This window comes from Pseudomonas sp. R4-84 (genome assembly GCF_054130985.1).
This window is the reverse complement of the sequence record NZ_CP096390.1, coordinates 5056218-5076790: the sequence shown is the minus strand read 5'-3', so window position 1 is coordinate 5076790 and position 20573 is coordinate 5056218. Positions and strand designations below refer to the sequence as shown.

13 protein-coding genes are annotated in these 20573 nt (G+C 62.0%); 11 read left to right on the top strand and 2 right to left on the bottom strand.

Annotated elements, in window-relative coordinates; genetic code table 11:
• Positions 1-168: 168 nt before the first annotated feature.
• Both aceF and aceE read right to left on the bottom strand, forming a co-directional pair.
• Positions 169-1815, bottom strand: a complete 1647-nt coding sequence (gene aceF / locus M1D68_RS23010) for a dihydrolipoyllysine-residue acetyltransferase (RefSeq protein WP_457968476.1) — start codon at positions 1813-1815, stop codon at positions 169-171.
• An 11-nt stretch (positions 1816-1826) separates the two neighbouring features.
• On the bottom strand, positions 1827-4472 hold the full coding sequence (gene aceE, locus M1D68_RS23005; RefSeq protein ID WP_420766140.1) for a pyruvate dehydrogenase (acetyl-transferring), homodimeric type: 2646 nt from the start codon (positions 4470-4472) through the stop codon (positions 1827-1829).
• Positions 4473-4854: 382 nt separating this feature from the next.
• Here aceE and glnE point away from each other — a divergent pair, with 382 nt between their 5' ends.
• The 11 genes from glnE to M1D68_RS22950 all read left to right on the top strand — a co-directional run bounded on the left by glnE (position 4855) and on the right by M1D68_RS22950 (position 20566).
• The gene (glnE, locus tag M1D68_RS23000; protein WP_420766141.1) at positions 4855-7794 is read left to right on the top strand and encodes a bifunctional [glutamate--ammonia ligase]-adenylyl-L-tyrosine phosphorylase/[glutamate--ammonia-ligase] adenylyltransferase; all 2940 of its coding nucleotides are present in this window, start codon (positions 4855-4857) and stop codon (positions 7792-7794) included.
• Positions 7795-9542: 1748 nt separating this feature from the next.
• Positions 9543-10577, top strand: coding sequence for a lipopolysaccharide heptosyltransferase II (gene waaF, locus M1D68_RS22995; protein ID WP_434561014.1), 1035 nt, complete (start codon positions 9543-9545; stop codon positions 10575-10577).
• Position 10578: 1 nt separating this feature from the next.
• The gene (waaC, locus tag M1D68_RS22990; protein WP_420766143.1) at positions 10579-11637 is read left to right on the top strand and encodes a lipopolysaccharide heptosyltransferase I; all 1059 of its coding nucleotides are present in this window, start codon (positions 10579-10581) and stop codon (positions 11635-11637) included.
• Positions 11637-12758 carry a glycosyltransferase family 4 protein gene (locus M1D68_RS22985; RefSeq protein WP_457968472.1) on the top strand — a complete coding sequence of 374 codons (1122 nt, stop codon included), beginning with the start codon at positions 11637-11639 and terminating at the stop codon, positions 12756-12758. The genes waaC and M1D68_RS22985 overlap by 1 nt, the downstream gene beginning before the upstream one ends.
• On the top strand, positions 12758-13564 hold the full coding sequence (gene rfaP / locus M1D68_RS22980) for a lipopolysaccharide core heptose(I) kinase RfaP (protein ID WP_420766145.1): 807 nt from the start codon (positions 12758-12760) through the stop codon (positions 13562-13564). Before M1D68_RS22985 ends, rfaP begins: the two co-directional genes overlap by 1 nt.
• On the top strand, positions 13564-14298 hold the full coding sequence (locus tag M1D68_RS22975) for a lipopolysaccharide kinase InaA family protein (protein WP_434561006.1): 735 nt from the start codon (positions 13564-13566) through the stop codon (positions 14296-14298). Before rfaP ends, M1D68_RS22975 begins: the two co-directional genes overlap by 1 nt.
• The gene (locus tag M1D68_RS22970) at positions 14295-15047 is read left to right on the top strand and encodes a lipopolysaccharide kinase InaA family protein (protein ID WP_420766147.1); all 753 of its coding nucleotides are present in this window, start codon (positions 14295-14297) and stop codon (positions 15045-15047) included. The genes M1D68_RS22975 and M1D68_RS22970 overlap by 4 nt, the downstream gene beginning before the upstream one ends.
• Positions 15047-16507: a lipopolysaccharide kinase InaA family protein gene (locus tag M1D68_RS22965; protein ID WP_457968470.1), complete on the top strand. Its 1461-nt coding sequence runs from the start codon at positions 15047-15049 to the stop codon at positions 16505-16507. Before M1D68_RS22970 ends, M1D68_RS22965 begins: the two co-directional genes overlap by 1 nt.
• Positions 16508-16798: 291 nt before the next feature.
• Positions 16799-18556 carry a carbamoyltransferase family protein gene (locus M1D68_RS22960; protein WP_420766149.1) on the top strand — a complete coding sequence of 586 codons (1758 nt, stop codon included), beginning with the start codon at positions 16799-16801 and terminating at the stop codon, positions 18554-18556.
• Positions 18540-19670 carry a glycosyltransferase gene (locus M1D68_RS22955; protein WP_457968467.1) on the top strand — a complete coding sequence of 377 codons (1131 nt, stop codon included), beginning with the start codon at positions 18540-18542 and terminating at the stop codon, positions 19668-19670. Before M1D68_RS22960 ends, M1D68_RS22955 begins: the two co-directional genes overlap by 17 nt.
• Positions 19670-20566: an antimicrobial resistance protein Mig-14 gene (locus M1D68_RS22950; RefSeq protein ID WP_420766151.1), complete on the top strand. Its 897-nt coding sequence runs from the start codon at positions 19670-19672 to the stop codon at positions 20564-20566. Before M1D68_RS22955 ends, M1D68_RS22950 begins: the two co-directional genes overlap by 1 nt.
• Positions 20567-20573: the final 7 nt, after the last annotated feature.

Here is a 20573-nt window from a genome sequence, read left to right as displayed (position 1 = left end):
ACCAGAGCAGGTAGTCTTTTATGCGCAAGTGGGTAGGAAAAACCGTTAGTGAAATACGGTTTTAGCCCGAGCAAAAAAAGCCCCGCCAAACGGGCGGGGTTGAGGTACGAGCGTGGCGCTCGGAAAACAGCAGTCAAACGGCCCTCCGCAAGGGAGGGCCGCTCGGTATTACAGCAGGATGGTGCGGATGTCGCCTAGCAGGTCACTCAAGCGCTTGGTGAAGCGCGCTGCGGCGGCGCCGTTGATCACGCGGTGATCGTAGGACAGCGACAGTGGCAGCATCAGCTTCGGCTGGAAGGCTTTACCGTCCCAGACTGGCTGGATGGTGGCCTTGGAAACACCCAGGATCGCCACTTCCGGCGCGTTGACGATCGGCGTGAAGCCGGTGCCGCCAATGTGGCCGAGGCTGGAGATGGTGAAGCAGGCGCCCTGCATGTCGTCGGCGGTGAGCTTCTTGTTCCGGGCTTTTTCGGCCAGGGCAGCGGCTTCGCCAGCCAGTTGCAGCAGGCTCTTCTGGTCGACGTTGCGGATGACCGGTACCAGCAGGCCTTCCGGGGTGTCGACGGCAAAGCCGATGTGCACGTATTTCTTGCGGATCACAGCCTTGCCGCTTGGGGCCAGGGAGCTGTTGAAGTCCGGCAGTTCCTTGAGCAGGTGCGCGCAGGCCTTGAGCAGCAGCGGCAAGACCGTCAGTTTCACGCCGGCCTTTTCCGCCACGGCTTTCTGCGCAACGCGGAAAGCTTCCAGCTCGGTGATGTCAGCCTGGTCGAACTGAGTCACGTGCGGGATGTTCAGCCAGCTGCGGTGCAGGCTCGACGCGCCGATCTGCATCAGGCGAGTCATGGCCACTTCTTCGGTTTCGCCGAAGCGGCTGAAGTCCACCGCCGGGATCGGCGGGATGCCCGCGCCGCCGGTGGCGCCTTCGGCCGGTGCGTTCTTGGCCTTCTGCATCATGGCCTTGACGTAGGCTTGCACGTCTTCCTTGAGCACACGACCGTGAGGGCCGCTCGGGCCTACGGCGGACAGCTCGACGCCGAATTCACGGGCCAGCTGACGCACCGCAGGGCCAGCGTGCACCTTGGCACCGCTAGGCGCAGGCGCCGCGGCGACAGGGGCAGGAGCCGCTTCGGCCTTGGCGGCGGGGGCGGCGGCTGGCGCTGGCGCTGGGGCGGCTTCGGCCTTGGCGGCAGGCGCAGCAGCCGGGGCTGGCGCGGCAGGCGCCGAGGCACCGGCCACTTTCAGCTTCAGGATCAGGTCACCGGTGCCGACTTCGTCTTCCAGCTTGATCTCGACGCTTTCCACCACACCGGCGGCCGGCGATGGGATTTCCATGCTGGCCTTGTCGGATTCCAGGGTGATCAGCGACTGGTCGGCTTCGACGGTGTCGCCGGCCTTGACCAGTACTTCGATGATCTTGGCCTTGCCCGACGAACCGATGTCCGGGACATGGATGTCCTGAACAGTGGCGGCGGCAGGCGCGGCGGCCGGAGCTGGAGCCGCTTCGGGAGCGGGCGCAGCGGCAGGCTTTTCAGCCGCCGCCGGGGCAGCAGCAGGGGCGGCCGCTTCAGGCGCCGCGGCGGCGCCCTCGACTTCCAGCTCCAGCAACTCGTCGCCTTCCTTCAGGCGATCGCCCAGCTTCACTTTCAGGCTCTTGATGACACCGGCCTTCGGCGCAGGCACTTCCATGCTGGCCTTGTCCGATTCAAGCGTCAGGATGCTCTGGTCGGCTTCGATGCGGTCGCCGACCTTCACAAACAGTTCAATTACTTCACCTTCACCGCTGCCGATGTCAGGTACGCGAATGAGTTCGCTCACGAAAATTCTCCTCAGCAGTCCAGTGGGTTGCGTTTTTCCGGATCGATGCCGAACTTGGCGATGGCTTCGGCCACCACTTTAGGTTCGATATCGCCGCGGTCAGCCAGGGCTTCCAAGGCTGCCAACACAACGAACTTACGGTCGACTTCGAAGAAGTGACGCAGCTTCTTGCGGCTGTCGCTACGGCCGAAACCATCGGTGCCCAGCACTTTGAATTCCTTGGAAGGAACCCACTGGCGGATCTGTTCGGCGAACAGCTTCATGTAGTCGGTAGAGGCGATGACCGGACCTTTGCGGCCGTTCAGGCACTCTTCGACGTAGCTCAGCTTTGGCTTCTGGCCAGGGTGCAGGCGGTTGCTGCGCTCCACGGCCAGGCCGTCGCGACGCAGTTCGTTGAAGCTGGTGACGCTCCAGACGTCGGCGCCGACGTTGAACTCTTCACGCAGGATCTTCGCCGCTTCACGCACTTCGCGCAGGATGGTGCCGGAGCCCATCAGCTGGACGTGGTGCGCCGCTTCGCGGGTGTCTTCTTCGAGCAGGTACATGCCCTTGACGATGCCTGCCTCTACGCCGGCCGGCATGGCTGGCTGCTGGTAGGACTCGTTCATCACGGTGATGTAGTAGAAGACGTCCTGTTGCTCTTCGGTCATCTTCTTCATGCCGTCCTGGATGATCACCGCCAGCTCGTAGCCGTAGGTCGGATCATAGGTGCGGCAGTTCGGGATGGTCCCGGCCAGCATGTGGCTGTGGCCGTCTTCGTGCTGCAGGCCTTCACCGTTGAGGGTGGTCCGGCCGGCGGTGCCGCCGATCAGGAAGCCACGGGTACGGCTGTCGCCAGCGGCCCAGGCCAGGTCGCCGATACGCTGGAAGCCGAACATCGAGTAGAAGATGTAGAACGGCAGCATCGGCTGGTTGTGGCTGGAGTACGAAGTACCGGCGGCAATGAAGGAGCTCATGGCGCCCGCTTCGTTGATGCCTTCCTCGAGGATCTGGCCCTTCTTGTCTTCCTTGTAGAACATCACCTGGTCTTTATCGACTGGCTCGTAGAGCTGGCCGACGGACGAGTAGATGCCCAACTGGCGGAACATGCCTTCCATACCGAAAGTACGGGCCTCGTCCGGGATGATCGGGACGATGCGCGAGCCGATTTCCTTGTCCTTGACCAGTTGCGCGAGGATCCGCACGAAAGCCATGGTGGTGGAGATTTCGCGGTCGCCCGAGCCGTCCAGGATGGCCTTGAGGGTATCGAGTGGCGGCGTCGGGATGCTGAAGCTCTTGGCGCGACGCTGCGGCACGAAACCACCCAGGGCGGCGCGGCGCTCGGCCAGGTAACGGGCTTCGGCGCTGCCTTCTTCCGGCTTGAAGAACGGCAGGTTTTCCAGTTCGCTGTCCTTGACCGGGATGTCGAAGCGGTCACGGAACAGCTTCAGGCTCTCGACGTCGACCTTCTTGGTGTTGTGCGCGGTGTTCTTCGCTTCGCCGGCACCGGTGCCATAACCCTTGATGGTCTTGGCCAGGATGACGGTCGGCTGCTCTTTGTGATTGACCGCCTGATGGTACGCCGCGTAGACCTTGTACGGGTCGTGGCCGCCACGGTTGAGCTTCCAGATCTCGTCGTCGGACAGGTCGGCAACCATCGCCTTGAGTTCAGGCGAGTTGAAGAAGTGCTCACGGACGAACGCGCCGTCCTTGGCCTTGTAGTTCTGGTACTCGCCGTCGATGACTTCGTCCATGCGGCGTTGCAGGATGCCGTCGACGTCCTTGGCCAGCAGTGGGTCCCAGAAACGGCCCCAGATGACTTTGTTGACATTCCACTGGGCACCACGGAACACGCCTTCGAGTTCCTGGATGATCTTGGCGTTGCCGCGAACCGGGCCGTCGAGGCGCTGCAGGTTGCAGTTGATGACGAAGATCAGGTTGTCCAGCTTCTCGCGGCCGGCCAGGGAGATCGCACCCAGGGATTCCGGCTCGTCGCACTCACCGTCACCCATGAAGCACCAGACTTTCTGCTTGCCTGGCTGGATGAAGCCACGGGCTTCGAGATACTTCATGAAGCGCGCCTGGTAGATCGCCTGGATCGGGCCCAGGCCCATGGAAACGGTCGGGAACTGCCAGAAATCAGGCATCAGCCAAGGGTGCGGGTACGAGGACAGGCCGTTGCCGTCCACTTCCTGGCGGAAGTTGTTCATCTGGTCTTCGGTGATGCGGCCTTCCATGAACGCACGGGCGTAGACGCCTGGCGATGCGTGACCCTGGAAGTAGATCAGGTCGCCGCCATGTTCGTCGGTCGGGGCCTGGAAGAAGTAGTTGAAGCCGATGTCATACAGCGTCGCACTGGAGGCGAAGCTGGAGATGTGACCGCCCAGGTCAGAATCTTTCAGGTTGGTACGCATGACCATGGCCAACGCGTTCCAGCGCACCAGCGAGCGAATGCGGCGTTCCATGAACAGGTCGCCAGGCATGCGTGCTTCGTGGGTGACAGGGATCGTGTTGCGGTATGGCGTGGTGATGGCGTAGGGCAGTTGCGAACCGCTGCGGGTTGCGAGTTCACCCATACGGGTCATCAGATAATGAGCACGGTCTTCGCCTTCTTTGTCGAGAACCGATTCCAGGGCGTCCAGCCATTCCTGGGTTTCGACGGGATCGAGGTCTTGCATGGCTTGCTCCAGGGCGGAAAGGCTACCAGAATCGGTTGCCTGAGTTTGCGACTGGCCTTGTGGGCAGACGATATAAATTCTTGGATTGCCGAAGGTTGTCTCGGCGGCGTGTAGTTTTACTACAAATCGTTGGCCGTTTCAGCCTTTCGAATGTATAGACGAGTAGTAAAACTACACATGAGCGGCTTATGGCCCCTCGTTTCGTTGTGAGAATAATCGTTACTGTTGGTCATTAGCCAACTCGAACAGGTAAAAACTTGATGCCGGCTGCCAATAAAACCAGAAAATCAGCTATTTATCATCTTTGTTCGACAGTCGATCAGGTAGTGGCATTCGAAAAAACACTACATCCAGCCTTTCCCGCGCCGATCAAGGATAGACCATGAGCCTGCCCTCGCTTGCCGAAATACCGGCGATTCTCCAGTCATTGGTCAGTCGGGCCGAGCAGTCGTTCCGCGCGGCGGTTGCCACTCTGGACGACGACCATGGGCTCTCTGCCTGGACGCCGCAGCGCTGGGCCGAGTTCAATCGCGTCGTCGCGGCCAGCGACTTTGTCATCGAGCAAAGTGTACGAGACCCGTCGATGCTCTTGGAGCTGGTGCACAGCGGCGAGCTGGACCGCAGCCTGGCCCCCGGTGAAATGTGCGCGCAGATCGGCGCCGCCGTCCAGGCCGCCGAAACCGAAGATGAGTTGGGTCGCGTGCTGCGTCGCCAGCGCACCCGCCAGCAGGTGCGCATCATTTGGCGTGACCTGACCCGCCAGGCGGACCTGGTCCAGACCTGTCGCGATCTCTCGGACATGGCCGACACCTGCATCGACCAGGCCTATCGATGGTTGTACCAACGCCTGAGCCAGCAATTGGGCATACCCACCGGCCGGCGCAGTGGCGAGCCGCAGCAGATGGTCATCCTGGGCATGGGCAAGCTAGGCGCCGTCGAGCTGAACCTGTCGTCGGACATCGACCTTATCTTCGCCTATCCCGAAGGCGGCGAAACCGTCGGCGCGAAGCGGCCGCTGGATAACCAGGAATTTTTCATCCGCCTTGGCCAGCGCCTGATCAAGGCCCTCGATCCGATGACCGTCGATGGCTTTGTGTTTCGTGTCGACATGCGTCTGCGTCCCTATGGCTCGGCCGGCGCGCTGGTGCTGAGCTTCAATGCCCTGGAGCAGTATTACCAGGATCAGGGGCGCGACTGGGAACGCTACGCGATGATCAAGGCGCGGGTGGTGGCGGGCGACCAGGTGGCCGGCGCGCAACTGCTCGACATGCTGCGCCCGTTCGTCTATCGCCGTTACCTGGATTTTTCCGCCATCGAAGCGTTGCGCACCATGAAGCAGTTGATCCAGCAGGAGGTGCGGCGCAAGGGCATGGCCGACAACATCAAGCTGGGTTCGGGCGGCATCCGCGAGGTGGAATTCATCGCCCAGGCGTTCCAGTTGATCCATGGCGGTCGCGACCTGAGCTTGCAGCAACGACCGTTGTTGAAGGTGCTTGGCACATTGGAGGGCCAGGGCTACCTGCCGTCCAAGGTGATCGACGAGTTGCGCCAGGGTTATGAGTTCCTGCGTTACACCGAACATGCGATCCAGGCCATTGCCGACCGCCAGACGCAGATGCTGCCGGACACTGCGCAGGATCAGGCGCGCATTGCGTTCATGCTGGGCTTCGCCGACTGGTCGGCGTTCCACGAACAGCTGATGCATTGGCGTGGGCGCGTGGCATGGCATTTCGGCCAGGTCATCGCCGATCCGGACGAAGAAGAGGGCAGCGAAGGCGAAGTCGCGGTGGGTGGAGAATGGCTGCCGCTGTGGGAAGACAGCCAGGATGAGGAAGCGGCGTGTCGCCAGTTGGAGGCGGGCGGTTTCACCGATGCGTCCAAGGCGCTGAGGGCCTTGGCTGCCTTGCGCGCCAGCCCGCAATTGCGCGCGATGCAACGTTTGGGGCGCGAGCGCCTGGATGCGTTCATACCGCGCCTGTTGGCTCAGGCGGTGGAGCACGCCAATCCGGACCTGGTGCTGGAACGGGTATTGCCATTGGTTGAAGCCGTGGCCCGCCGTTCGGCTTATCTGGTGCTGCTGACCGAGAACCCTGGCGCGTTGCGGCGTTTGCTGACGTTGTGTGCGGCGAGCCCATGGATTGCCGAGCAGATCACCCGTTTTCCGCTGTTGCTCGATGAATTGCTCAACGAAGGCCGTTTGTTCAAGCCGCCGTTGGCGCCTGAGCTGGCGGCGGAATTGCGCGAGCGGCTGACGCGCATCCCCGAGGACGATCTCGAACAACAGATGGAAGCCTTGCGGCATTTCAAACTGGCCCACCGCCTGCGCGTCGCTGCCTCGGAAATCGCCGGCAGCCTGCCGTTGATGAAAGTCAGCGACTACCTGACGTGGCTGGCCGAAGCGATCCTCGAGCAGGTGCTGGCCCTGGCCTGGCGCCAGACAGTCGCCAAGCATGGCGTACCGTTGCGCACCGATGGGAGCCCGTGCGATCCGGGGTTCATCATTGTCGGTTATGGGAAAGTCGGTGGCCTGGAATTGGGGCATGGTTCCGACCTGGACCTGGTGTTCATCCACGATGGCGACCCGCAGGCTGAAACCGACGGCCCGAAACCCATCGACGGTGCTCAATTCTTCACCCGGCTTGGCCAGCGGATCATTCACTTGTTGACGGCCCAGACGAACTCCGGGCAGTTGTATGAAGTGGACATGCGTCTGCGGCCGTCCGGGGCGTCGGGCTTGCTGGTCAGTTCCCTGGGGGCGTTTGCCCGCTATCAGGAAAACGAAGCCTGGACCTGGGAGCATCAGGCGTTGGTGCGTGCGCGAGTGCTGGTGGGCAGCCAGGACGTCGGCCAGGCGTTCGAAAAAGTCCGCGCCCAGGTGTTGGGACGCACCCGTGATTTGCCGACGCTGCGCCAGGAAGTCAGCGAGATGCGCGCCAAGATGCGCGACAACCTTGGCAGCAAGGCCACCGCCGCCGGGACCGCGCCGAATGCCTTCGAAGCCACGGCGCCCTTTGACCTCAAGCAGGACGCCGGAGGTATCGTCGATATTGAATTTATGGTGCAATACGCGGCCCTGGCCTGGTCCGAGGCGTACCCTTCACTGGTGCGCTACACCGATAACATCCGCATCCTGGACGGATTGCAGGAGGTCGGATTGATGCCTGCCGAGGATGCCACGCTGTTGCGCGAAGCCTACAAGGCCTACCGCTCCGCCGCCCACCGCCAGGCCTTGCAGAAAGACACTGGGGTGATTGCAGGCGACCAGTTCGTGGATGAGCGTCGACAGGTGATGCGGATCTGGCGAGAGCTGGGGCTGAGTTGAAGGATTGAATGTAGGAGCGAGCCTGCTCGCGATAGCGGTGTGTCAGGCGACATCGACGTTGGATGTGCTGGCCCCATCGCGAGCAAGCTCGCTCCCACAGTTGATTGGCGGTGCCGCACGGTATTGGATACTTATGCGGAACCCCTGTGGGAGCGAGCTTGCTCGCGATAGCGGTAGGTCAGGCGACATCGACGTTGGATGTGCTGGCCCCATCGCGAGCGGGCTCGCTCCCACAGTTGATTGGCGGTGCCGCACGGTATTGGATACTTATGCGCAACCCTTGTGGGAGCGAGCCTGCTCGCGATAGCGGTAGGTCAGGCGACATCGATGTTGGATGTGCTGACCCCATCGCGAGCAAGCTTGCACCCACAGTTGATTGGCGGTGCTGCACGGTATTGGATACTTACGCGGAACCCCGTGGGAGCGAGCCTGCTCGCGATAGCGGTAGGTCAGGCGACATCGATGTTGGATGTGCTGGCCCCATCGCGAGCAAGCTTGCACCCACAGTTGATTGGCGGTGCCGCACGGTATTGGATACTTGTGCACAACCCCTGTGGGAGCGAGCTTGCTCGCGATAGCGGTAGGTCAGACAACATCGACGTTGGATGTGCTGGCCCCATCGCGAGCAAGCTTGCTCCCACAGTTGATTGGCGGTGCCGCACGGTATTGGATACTTGTGCGCAACCCCTGTGGGAGCGAGCCTGCTCGCGATAGCGGTAGGTCAGGCGACATCGATGTTGGATGTGCTGGCCCCATCGCGAGCGGGCTCGCTCCCACAGTTGATTGGCGGTGCTGCACGGTATTGGATACTTGTGCGCAACCCCTGTGGGAGCGAGCCTGCTCGCGATAGCGGTAGGTCAGACAACATCGACGTTGGATGTGCTGGCCCCATCGCGAGCGGGCTCGCTCCCACAGTTGATTGGCGGTGCCGCACGGTATTGGATACTTGTGCACAACCCCTGTGGGAGCGAGCTTGCTCGCGATAGCGGTGGGTCAGGCGACATTGATGTTGGATGTGCTGGCCCCATCGCGAGCGGGCTCGCTCCCACAGTTGATTGGCGGTGCTGCACGGTATTGGATACTTGTGCACAACCCCTGTGGGAGCGAGCTTGCTCGCGATAGCGGTAGGTCAGGCGACATCGACGTTGGATGTGCTGACCCCATCGCGAGCAAGCTTGCACCCACAGTTGATTGGCGGTGCTGCACGGTATTGGATACTTGTGCGCTCCCACAGTTGATTGGCGGTGCCGCACGGTGTTGGATATTTATGCGGAGCCCTTGTGGGAGCGAGCTTGCTCGCGATAGCGGTAGGTCAGACAACATCGACGTTGGATGTGCTGGCCCCATCGCGAGCAAGCTCGCTCCCACAGTTGATTGGCGGTGCTGCACGGTATTGGATACTTATGCGCAACCCCTGTGGGAGCGAGCTTGCTCGCGATAGCGGTGGGTCAGGCGACATCGATGTTGGATGTGCTGGCCCCATCGCGAGCAGGCTCGCTCCCACAGTTGATTGGCGGTGCCGCACGGTATTGGATACTTGTGCGCAACCCTTGTGGGAGCGAGCCTGCTCGCGATAGCGGTAGGTCAGGCGACATCGATGTTGGATGTGCTGGCCCCATCGCGAGCGGGCTCGCTCCCACAGTTGATTGGCGGTGTGTTGTAGATTAAGGCCACAGGCAACGACCTAAGCCACAGTGATTCTCGAGGCGGGGAGGCGTAGGCCTCCCCGTATCGTTTTTGGAAAGCACATGAATATTCTGATCGTTGGGCCCAGTTGGGTCGGTGACATGGTGATGGCCCAGACACTGTTCCAGTGTCTGAAGCTGCGTCACCCGCAGTGCGAAATCGACGTTCTGGCCCCTGAATGGAGTCGTCCGATCCTTGAGCGCATGCCCGAGGTGCGCAAGGCCTTGAGCTTTCCGCTCGGCCATGGCGTGCTGGAGCTGGCGACTCGCCGGCGCATCGGCAAATCCCTGGTCGGCCACTACGACCAGGCGATCCTGTTGCCCAATTCGCTGAAATCGGCGCTGGTGCCGTTCTTTGCCGGCATTCCCAAGCGCACAGGCTGGCGCGGCGAGTTTCGCTATGGCTTGCTCAATGACGTGCGCACGCTGGACAAAGATCGTTATCCATTGATGATCGAGCGCTTCATGGCCCTGGCCTACGAGCCGGGGGCCGAATTGCCCAAGCCGTATCCGCGGCCGAGCCTGCAAATCGATCCGGTAACGCGCGAAACGGCCCTGGCCAAGTTCGGTCTGACCCTGGATCGCCCGGTATTGGCCCTGTGCCCGGGCGCCGAGTTCGGTGAGTCCAAGCGCTGGCCGGCGGAGCATTACGCCCAGGTTGCCGAGGCGAAGATCCGTGAAGGCTGGCAAGTCTGGCTGTTCGGTTCGAAAAACGATCACTCGGTGGGCGAAGACATCCGTTCACGGCTGATTCCGGGCCTGCGGGAAGAGTCGGTCAACCTCAGCGGCGACACGTCCCTGGCCGAGGCGATTGACCTGTTATCCTGCGCCGATTCGGTGGTGTCCAATGACTCCGGCTTGATGCACGTCGCGGCCGCGCTGAACCGTCCGTTGGTGGCGGTCTACGGCTCGACTTCGCCGGGTTTTACTCCGCCGTTGGCCGATCAGGTCGAAGTCGTGCGCCTGGGCATCGAGTGCAGTCCATGCTTCGACCGTACCTGCCGCTTCGGCCATTACAACTGCCTGCGCCAGCTCATGCCGCCGGCGGTGAACGAGGCCCTGGAGCGTTTGCAGGGCACTCCCGTGGAGGTCCGGTAACTTGCGGGTATTGTTGATCAAGACCTCTTCGCTGGGGGATGTGGTCCACACGTTGCCAGCGCTGACCGATGCGACGCGGGCAATTCCTGGCATCACATTCGACTGGGTGGTGGAAGAGGGTTTCGCCGAAATCCCTACCTGGCATCCGGCCGTGGGCAAGGTCATCCCGGTGGCGATCCGGCGCTGGCGCAAGAACCTCTGGCAAACCCTCAAAAGCGGTGAATGGCGACGCTTCAAGCAGAGCATTCGCGCCGAAAAATATGATTTGGTGATCGATGCCCAAGGCCTGCTGAAAAGTGCCTGGCTGACCCGCTACGTCAAGGCACCGGTGGCTGGGCTGGATAAGGATTCGGCGCGTGAACCGCTCGCGGCGCGCTTCTATTCGCGTCGCCTGGCGGTCGCTCGTGGTCAGCATGCGGTGGAGCGTGTACGTCAACTGTTCGCCTTGGCGCTGGGCTATGACTTGCCGCAAACCCAGGGCAGCTATGGCCTGGACATCGACCGACTGGTTGAATTGCCGCGCCCATACCCCTACGTGGTGTTCCTGCATGGCACGACGTGGGAATCCAAACATTGGCCTGAGCTCTACTGGCGTCAGCTCACCGAGCGCATGGGGCAATTCGGCGTGGTGGTGAAACTGCCGTGGGGCAACCCGGCCGAGAAGGCTCGGGCCGAGCGCATCGCCAACGGGCTGCGCAATGCCTTGGTGCTGCCGAAATTGAACCTGGGCGGCATGGGCAAGGTGCTCGCCGGTGCACAGGCCTGCGTGGCCGTGGATACGGGCCTCGGGCATCTGGCCGCCGCTCTGGATGTGCCGACCATCTCGCTGCTCGGTCCGACCAATCCCGTGCTGACCGGCGCCTATGGCAAGGGCCAGATTCATCTCGCCAGTGATTTTCCTTGCGCGCCGTGCATGCAGAAACAATGCACTTACCCACCGACCGCCGAAGATGCCCGGCGGTTCGACCTGAAACGCGAGCAGCCCCTGTGCTTCACGCGTCTGAATCCCGAGCGTGTTGCCAGCCACCTGAGCACGTTATTGGCTGAGGAGCCGCGCTGATGCAATTGGCTTTTGTCCTTTACAAATATTTCCCCTTCGGCGGCCTGCAGCGTGACTTCATGCGCATCGCCTTGGAGTGTCAGCGACGCGGTCACCAGATCCGCGTCTACACGCTGATTTGGGAAGGTGACGTCCCGCCCGGCTTCGAAGTGCTGGTGGCGCCGGTCAAGGCGCTGTTCAATCACCGCCGCAACGAGAAACTCAGCGCGTGGATGGAGGCCGACCTGGCCAAGCGCCCGGTGGACCGGTTGATCGGCTTCAACAAAATGCCCGGCCTGGACGTGTACTACGCCGCCGACGGCTGCTTCGAAGACAAGGCGCAGAACCTGCGCAATTCGCTGTACCGACGCTGGGGGCGCTACCGGCATTTTGCCGAGTACGAGCGGGCCGTGTTCGCCAAGGACGCCAAGACCGAAGTCCTGATGATTTCCGAAGTCCAGCAGCCGCTGTTCATCAAGCACTACGACACGCCGCTGGAGCGCTTTCACCTGCTGCCGCCGGGCATTGCCCACGACCGTCGTCGGCCCGCCGATGCCGATGGGATCCGGGCGGCGTTCCGAGCCGAATTCGAGCTGGCCGACGACGATTTGTTGTTGGTGCAGATCGGCTCCGGGTTCAAGACCAAGGGCGTCGACCGCAGCCTCAAGGCCCTGGCCGCGCTGCCCACGCAATTGAAAAAACGCACTCGGCTGTTTGTAATCGGCCAGGACGACCCCAAGGTATTCCAGATGCAGAGCGCTGCGCTGGGTCTGGGCGATAATGTGCGGTTCCTCAAGGGTCGCAGCGATATCCCGCGTTTCCTGCTCGGTGCCGACCTGTTAATTCACCCGGCTTACAACGAAAACACCGGCACGGTACTGCTCGAAGCGCTGGTGGCCGGGTTGCCGGTGCTGGTCAGCGCGGTGTGCGGGTACGCTCACTACATCGCCGAGGCCGACAGCGGCCTGGTGCTGGATGAGCCGTTCGAACAGGCGCAGTTGACCGAATATCTGGGCCGGATGCTTAGTGATCCGCAAGCGAGGGCGGCCTGGAGCCGCAATGGTCTGGCCTTCGCCGAGACGGCCGACCTCTACAGCATGCCGCAGCACGCGGCCGATGTGATATTGGCGGAGCACGCTTAATGAAATTGATGCTGGCCGAACCGTTCAAGAGCCTTTGGGCCGGGCGCGATGCGTTCGTCGAAGTCGAAGCGCTCCAGGGCGAGGTCTACCGTGAGCTCGAAGCCCGGCGCACCCTGCGCACGGAGGTAGAGGGTCGTGGTTTTTTCGTGAAGATCCATCGTGGCATCGGCTGGGGCGAGATTTTCAAGAACCTGCTCACCGCCAAGCTGCCGGTGCTGGGCGCGGGCCAGGAATGGAAGGCCATCCAACGGCTGCAGGAAGTCGGCGTGCCAACCATGACCGCCGTTGCCTATGGAGAGAAGGGCAACAATCCGGCGGACCAGCATTCCTTTATTGTTACCGAGGAGCTGGCGCCTACCATAAGCCTTGAAGACTTCAGCCTCGACTGGGTCAAGCAGCCTCCGCAGCCCCGGCTAAAGCGAGCACTGATCGCCGAAGTGGCGCGCATGACCGGCATGATGCACCGCGCTGGGGTCAACCATCGCGACTGCTACATCTGCCACTTCCTGCTGCACACCGACAAACCGGTGACGCCCGAGGATTTCAAACTCTCGGTGATCGACCTGCACCGCGCCCAGACCCGTCCGGCTATCACCACGCGCTGGCGTAACAAAGACTTGGCGGCGCTGTATTTCTCCGCGCTGGACATTGGCTTGACCCGGCGCGACAAGCTGCGTTTTCTCAAGGGCTATTTCCAGCAGCCGCTGCGCCAGATCCTGGCGCAAGAGGCTGCGTTGCTGGCCTGGCTCGAAGGCAAGGCCAAGAAACTGTATGAGCGCAAACAGCGGTACGGGGATGCGCTCTGATGTCGGGTTGGAATTTGGAACCCGCCTACGCTGAGCTGGCACAGGATTTCGGCAGCCTCGACGCGGTGTTCGCCCTCCAGGGCGAGCGCCTGACCCGCGATCCACTGTCAGAGGTGATCCGCGTACAGCGCAACGGCGTGAATTATTACGTCAAGCGCTATACCGGCGCCGGCAAGGGCTTGCGTCGTTATCTGGGCAAGCCACGGGTCAAGTCGGAATGGCAGAACCTCAAGCGTTTCGCCAAGTGGGGAATTCCCACAGCGGAAATTGTCGCCTGGGGGCTGGAACGACGGGGTGCGGCCTATGATCGCGGCGCGATGATCACCCGCGAATTGCCGCGCACCGAAGACCTTTCAGCCCTGGCCGAGCGGCACGATTCGCGGCTCGACGATCGCGCCTGGGTCGATGGCGTGAGCCGGCAGCTCGCCGGTTATACCCGGACCATGCACGATCACCGTTTCACCCATAACGACTTGAAATGGCGCAACCTGCTGATCGACGACCGGGCGCGTCTGTTCCTGATCGACTGCCCGAACGGTGACTTCTGGCGCGGCTTCTGGCTCAAGTACCGGATCACCAAAGACCTGGCATGCCTGGACAAAGTCGCCAAATATCATTTGTCGGCCACCCAGCGCCTGCGTTTTTACCTGCAATATCGCCAGCGCGACCGGCTCGATGCGTGCGACAAGAAACGTATTCGCCACGTGGTGAGATTTTTCGAGGGGCGTGAATGACCGATTTCCTGGCCGCCGAAGACCGGGCCTTGCTGGAGCGCCATGGCCTGGACAGCTTCGAAGCCCTCTGGTTGCGCAAGCTGGACGCAGTGGACGAGCCCAATACGGCGGGCGATGGCTGGAGCAGTGTGTTCCGGCTGGAGCTCGAGGGGCAGGGTTATTACCTCAAGCGCCAGAGCAATTACCTGACCCGGACGCTATCGCACCCTTTTGGCGAACCCAGTTTTTCCCGGGAGTTTCGCAACATCAGCCGGTATCGCCAGTTGGGTATCCCAGCGTTGCAAGCGGTCTTCTACGGGCGGCGGAAAGTGGACGGCGAGGTTCGGGCGATTCTGTTGACCCGCGCCTTGGACGGCTGGGATGACCTGGATTCGCTCCTGGAGCGCTGGCCGTCCCTGACGACCGTGCAACGCACCACCATCGTTCAGGCCTGTGGTCACCTGGCGCGGCGACTGCACGACATGCATCAGGTGCATGGCTGTTTCTATCCCAAGCATATTTTTCTGCAGGCCACTGCCGGCGGTCACCAGGCACAGTTGATCGACCTGGAAAAGACCCGTCCGCTGCTGTTCGGGCAGCGTGACCGGGTCAAGGACCTGGAGCCGTTGCTGCGCCGGGCCCGGGCCTGGAGTGAAGAGGATGTGCGTCAGCTGCTGTCTACCTATCTGGACCAACCGCTTGACGGTGCGCTGGTCGATCGATGGTTGGCCCGCCTGAGCGCTCGACGCACTCATAAGGAGACCCGCTGATGCATTTGTCGGAATTGAAAGGCGCTGGCCGCAGCCCAAGCCTGCCCCTGAGCCTGGAGCTGGCGGATGCCGCTGGCCCGGCGCAATTGCAACTGTTGTCACTGTTGCGGGTGCTGCCTGGGCAGCGTTACGTCGGCGCCGGTATCTGGCGCGGCCGGCCGGTGCTGGCCAAGTTACTGGTGGGCAGCAAGGCGCCGCGGCATTTCCAACGAGAGCTGCAAGGTGTTCGCCTCCTCGCGGAACAGGGGCTGACGACCCCATTGCTGCTGGCCGATGGCTTAAAAGAAGGCGAGGGTGGCTGGCTGCTGTTCGAGCTGCTGGAAGGCGCCGAGAGTCTTGGCGATGCCTGGAAGCAGGTCGAACATCTCCCCATGCTGGCGGACGAACAAACGGCGGTGCTGGCCGAGGCGCTGGGCGCTATTGCGCAGCTGCACGGCAAGGGCCTGTGGCAAGAAGATCTGCACCTGGACAATCTGCTGCGCCATGGCGACAAGCTCTATCTCATCGACGGGGCCGGCATTCGCGCCGAAACCCCCGGCCAGCCATTGTCGCGGCAAAAGGTCTTGGAAAACCTGGGGGTGTTTTTCGCCCAGCTTCCAAAATCCATCGAGCCGTTCAATGAAGAGTTGCTGGTGCATTACCTGTTGAGTAACGCCGAACACGCCCTGCCGATGGAAGCGCTGCAAAAACAGATCGACAAGGTCCAGGCCTGGCGGCTGAAAGATTTCCTTGAAAAGGTCGGGCGCGAATGCAGCTTGTTCAGCGTGCAGCGCGGGCCGTTCGGCCTGCGGGCTATTCGTCGCGATGAAGAAACGGCCATGGTCCCGGTGCTGGAGCATGCCGATGCGTTGCTTGACCAGGGTCACTTGTACAAGACCGGTGGTGCCGCCAGTGTCGGTAAGGTCGAATCGAACGGTCGCACCCTGGTAATCAAACGCTACAACATCAAGGGCTTCGCCCACTGGCTCAAGCGCTTCTGGCGCCCGAGCCGAGCCTGGCATTCCTGGCGCGAAGGCCATCGGCTGGCCTTCCTCGGCATCGCCACGCCCAAGCCACTGGCGTTGCTGGAAAAGCGTTTCCTGTGGTTGCGTCGTGGCGCCTATCTGGTCACTGAACACCTGTCTGGCCCGGACATCATCGAACGCTTCGCCCCGCATGTGGAAAGCGGCGAAGCCCCTGAGTCCGAGCTGTTGGCGCTGGATCACTTGTTCGCCGACCTGATCCGCGAGCGTATCAGCCACGGTGACTTCAAAGGACACAACCTGTTCTGGCAAGACGACCGCTGGGCATTGATCGACCTTGATTCCATGTGCCAACACCGGACCCAGGCCAGCTTCGCCCAAGCCTACGCCCGGGATCGCGCACGGTTCATGCGTAATTGGCCTGAGGGAAGTGCGCTGTATCGGGTGATCGATCAGCGGTTGCCGAAGGCAGTCGATAACACGTCGGCTATCGTCTAACCGCTCACCATGGCGAGGGAGCTTGCTCCCGCTGGGCTGCGCAGCAGCCCCGACGCCATTCAACGCGCAGTACCAGGAAAAAACGATTCGCAGTTCCTGTGACGGCTGCGCCGCCGAGCGGGAGCAAGCTCCCTCGCCACGGACCGTGTAAACCCTACGACTCCGCTAGAGGCTTAAGATCGCTTTTAAGCTATAATCCCGCCCTTTAGCTGCCCCGTACCCTTGATGCGTGGCACATCATTTTTTCGCGGCGCTTGTCGCCCGTATGCAGACATAAGAGGCTAGACCCCTGTGGCATTGACGATTCTTGGCCTGTCCGGCGCCCTTAGCCATGATCCTTCCGCAGCGCTGTACATCGACGGCAAGCTGATCGCGGCGGCCGAGGAAGAGCGCTTCGTACGCGATAAACATGCAAAGAACCGCATGCCCTACGAGTCGGCGAAGTTCTGCCTGGAGCAAGCCGGCATCAAGCCGTCCGACGTTGACGTGGTGGCGATACCCTTTGCCCCGATCAGCCTGTTCGGCGAGGCGCGCTGGCACTACGCCAAGCGCTACTGGTACGCCCCGGACCGTGCCCTCGATGCGATTCTGATGGGCAATCGTCGCTACAAACGTTATCGCCGCAAGATCGTCTGGTGCCTGGAACAACTGGGTTTCGACCCGAAAAAAATCAAGATCGAGCCGGTCGAGCACCACCTGGCCCATGCCTCCAGTGCCTATCACTGCTCGGGCTTCCAGGAAAAAACCGCCATCCTCGGCATCGACGGCAAGGGCGAATACGCCACGACCTTCTTCGGCTATGGCGAAAACGGCAAGATCCACAAGATCAAGGAATTCTACGACCCGGACTCCCTGGGTGGCCTGTACGGCGCGATCACCGAGTTCCTCGGCTTCGAGATGCTTGATGGCGAATTCAAGGTCATGGGCATGGCGCCCTACGGCGACGCCAGCAAATATGATTTCTCGCGCCTGGCCTCGTTCGAAAACGGCCAATTGGTGATCAATACCGATTACGCCAACGTGATCGGCCTGCGCCGCTATAAAGAGAAAGGCAAGGGTTTCTACTTCTCGCCAAAGCTGATCGAGTGGCTCGGTCCGAAACGCGAAGGCGACATCGCCGACGAGCCGTACATTCACTACGCGGCCAGCATGCAAGCGCTGTTCGAGAAGCTTGCGCTGCAAATGATCGATCACTACCTGGGCGACGTGCTCAAGGAAACCGGCAAGCTGGCGTTCGCCGGCGGCTGCGCATTGAACGTCAAACTGAACCAGAAAATCATCGCCCGCGATGACGTCAAGGAGCTGTTCGTGCAACCGGCTTCCGGCGACGCCGGTACGGCGGTGGGCGCGGCGGCTTATGTGTCCCACGCCCGTGGCGTGCCGGTGGAGAAGATGGAACACGTCTACCTCGGCCCAGCCTATAGCAACGAAGATGTGATCGCCGCCTGCGCCCGTCACCCGAGCAAGCCGGCGTGGCGCAAGATCGACAACACCCCTGAGCGCATCGCCAAGATCATGGTCGACGGCAACCCGGTGGCCTGGTTCCAGGGCCGCATGGAGTTTGGCCCGCGGGCCTTGGGCGGTCGTTCGATCATCGGTTGCCCAAGCGCCAGCGGCGTGGCCGACCGCATCAACGAACAGATCAAGTTCCGCGAACGCTGGAGGCCTTTCTGCCCGTCGATGCTCGACACCGTTGCGCCGCAGATGATCAAGGTCGACCACCCGGCACCGTTCATGACCTTCACGTTCGAAGTGGCTGAGGAATGGAAAACCCGCGTGCCGGAAGTGGTCCATGAAGACGGCACCTCCCGGGCCCAAGTGCTCAAGCGTGAATACAACCCGCGTTACTACGACATGATGAAAGCCCTGGAAGTCCTGACCGGCAATGGCGTGTCGCTGAATACCTCACTCAACCGTCGCGGCGAACCCATGATCTGCTCGCCCACCGACGCGCTGAACATGTTCTATGGTTCCGACCTGCAATACCTGATCATGGAGGACATCCTGGTGGTCAAGGACGGCGTGGACGCTTATGACACGCTCGGCTGAGCGACATGTGCTGCAGTTCTGCCACGGTTATGACGGGCCGTTCCTGGACTGCGCCCGTCAGTACGCCAGTCTGTTCGCCGGAACCGGTTATCGTGTGACCACGGTGTTTCTCACCGGCTCGGCGGACGCCGAGGTTGCCGCTGCCTGTGCCTCGGACGAGGTGTTGTTCATGGAGTACAGCTCCAGTGCCATTCGCGGCCTGAAGCTGGGTGCCATCGGCGATCTGCGCAAGATCGCCGCCTCGCGCAATTTCAGTTTCTGCATCGCGCACCGGTTCAAGCCGATCTACATCGCCCTGCTCGGCACTGGGTTGCCGGTGATCGGCGTGCACCATGCCTTTGGCGATTATCAACGGCGTACCCGCCGGTTGTTCGCCCAGGTTTTTCGCAAGCGCCTGAGCTTGCTCGGGGTGTCCGACGCCGTGCGCGACGACATGCGTCGCTGCCTGCCGAAATGGCCGGTCGGCAGGATCCAGACCCTCTACAACCGTATCGATCTGGAGGCCTTGCAGGCCAGCCAGGTTTCCCGGGAGCAGGCGCGACAAACCCTTGGGCTGGAAGCGAACGCCTGGATTGTCGGCAACGTCGGACGCCTGCATCCGGACAAGGACCAGGCCACCCTGCTTCGCGGTTTTGGCGCTGCGCTGGCGTACCTGCCAAGCCACAGCCAACTGGCGATTCTGGGCAAGGGGCGCCTGGAACAGGACCTCAAGGCTCTGGCGCGAGAGTTGGGCATTGCCGACCGCGTGCTGTTTCTCGGCCAGGTGCCAGAGGCCCGTCGTTATTTCCGTGCCTTCGACGCGTTTGCGCTGAGCTCCGATCACGAGCCGTTCGGCATGGTGCTGCTCGAAGCCATGGCTGCCGGCGTGCCGTTGCTGGCCACGGCCTGCGGTGGCGCAAAGGAGGTCGTCGAGGGCGTCGGTATCCTGTTCCCGCTCGGTGACGCCGAGCACATGGCCCAAGGTCTGCAACACCTGGCTGCGATGGACGAATTGCAGCGGCGCCAATGCGCCGAGTTGATGCTGGAGCGCTTGCGCGAATGTTTCTCCGATCGCGCCGTACGCGAGGCATTCTGGCGCTTGCCCCAAGTGACTGAACTGGCGCCGAGGAACTGATGCTCAACCGATTCCAAGGCTGGCGAGAGCGCGGCTGGACCACCACGGATGCCTCGAGCTACGCCCAGGCGTGGCAACGTTTTGGCGGCAGTGTGGCGACACACCCCCTGGTCGTGGAGCGCCTGGCCGCCCTGGCTGGGATTCCCGTGCGTTACCTGGCATTCGAGCAGGGCGGCGAGCTGAAGGCGGCAATTCCGACCTGGGGCCGCGATCTGGCGCTGTCGAAGGACGTGCTCAAGCGCAGCGGAAAAAAAGGCCTGTTCGACCTGGGCAATGCCGAGTTGATCCTGCCGGCCGCGCCCGACACCCAGGCACCGTTGCGTCATCGAGGACGGTATCTGTCGGCGCTCAATGAAGGTCGCTTCAGCGGTTTGAAACTGCAGAAAGAGCAGCTGGCCATGGCTCGCCTGCCGGAAGAACTGTCCAAGAAGTTCCGCTACAACCAGCGCCGTGAATTGCGTCTTCTGGAGGAAGCCGGCGGGCAGGTGCGGCCGGTCGGCGAGTTTTCCAGTACCGAGTTGGCGTCGATCTACTGTGATCTGTTCCAGCGTCGCTGGGGTTTTCCCGCCACCGGTGCCGAGCGCATGGGCGAGGTGGTCGAGCTGCTGCGCGAGCTGCTGATCGGCTCGGTGATTTTTCTCAACGATGCGCCCATCGCCATCCAACTGGTCTATCGCGTCGAAGCGCCTGAATGGATCAGCGTCGAATACATCAATGGCGGCGTCGACCCGCAGACTCGCGAATTCAGCCCGGGCAGCGTCTTGAGCTTCCTCAATACGCAAGGCGCCTGGGAGCACGCCCGGGCCGCTGGCAAGCCGTTGCGGTTTTCCTTTGGCCGGGCGGATCGCGAATACAAGGATCGCTGGTGCAACCCCGTGCCGGTATTCAGCGTATGAACCCGCC

Coding starts and splice junctions, on each gene's coding strand:
- waaF (WP_434561014.1), top strand. CDS start 9,543: ATGAATATTCTGATCGTTGGGCCCAGTTGGGTCGGTGACATGGTGATG.
- rfaP (WP_420766145.1), top strand. CDS start 12,758: ATGAAATTGATGCTGGCCGAACCGTTCAAGAGCCTTTGGGCCGGGCGC.
- M1D68_RS22985 (WP_457968472.1), top strand. CDS start 11,637: ATGCAATTGGCTTTTGTCCTTTACAAATATTTCCCCTTCGGCGGCCTG.
- aceE (WP_420766140.1), bottom strand. CDS start 4,472: ATGCAAGACCTCGATCCCGTCGAAACCCAGGAATGGCTGGACGCCCTG.
- M1D68_RS22955 (WP_457968467.1), top strand. CDS start 18,540: ATGACACGCTCGGCTGAGCGACATGTGCTGCAGTTCTGCCACGGTTAT.
- glnE (WP_420766141.1), top strand. CDS start 4,855: ATGAGCCTGCCCTCGCTTGCCGAAATACCGGCGATTCTCCAGTCATTG.
- M1D68_RS22950 (WP_420766151.1), top strand. CDS start 19,670: ATGCTCAACCGATTCCAAGGCTGGCGAGAGCGCGGCTGGACCACCACG.
- M1D68_RS22975 (WP_434561006.1), top strand. CDS start 13,564: ATGTCGGGTTGGAATTTGGAACCCGCCTACGCTGAGCTGGCACAGGAT.
- M1D68_RS22970 (WP_420766147.1), top strand. CDS start 14,295: ATGACCGATTTCCTGGCCGCCGAAGACCGGGCCTTGCTGGAGCGCCAT.
- M1D68_RS22965 (WP_457968470.1), top strand. CDS start 15,047: ATGCATTTGTCGGAATTGAAAGGCGCTGGCCGCAGCCCAAGCCTGCCC.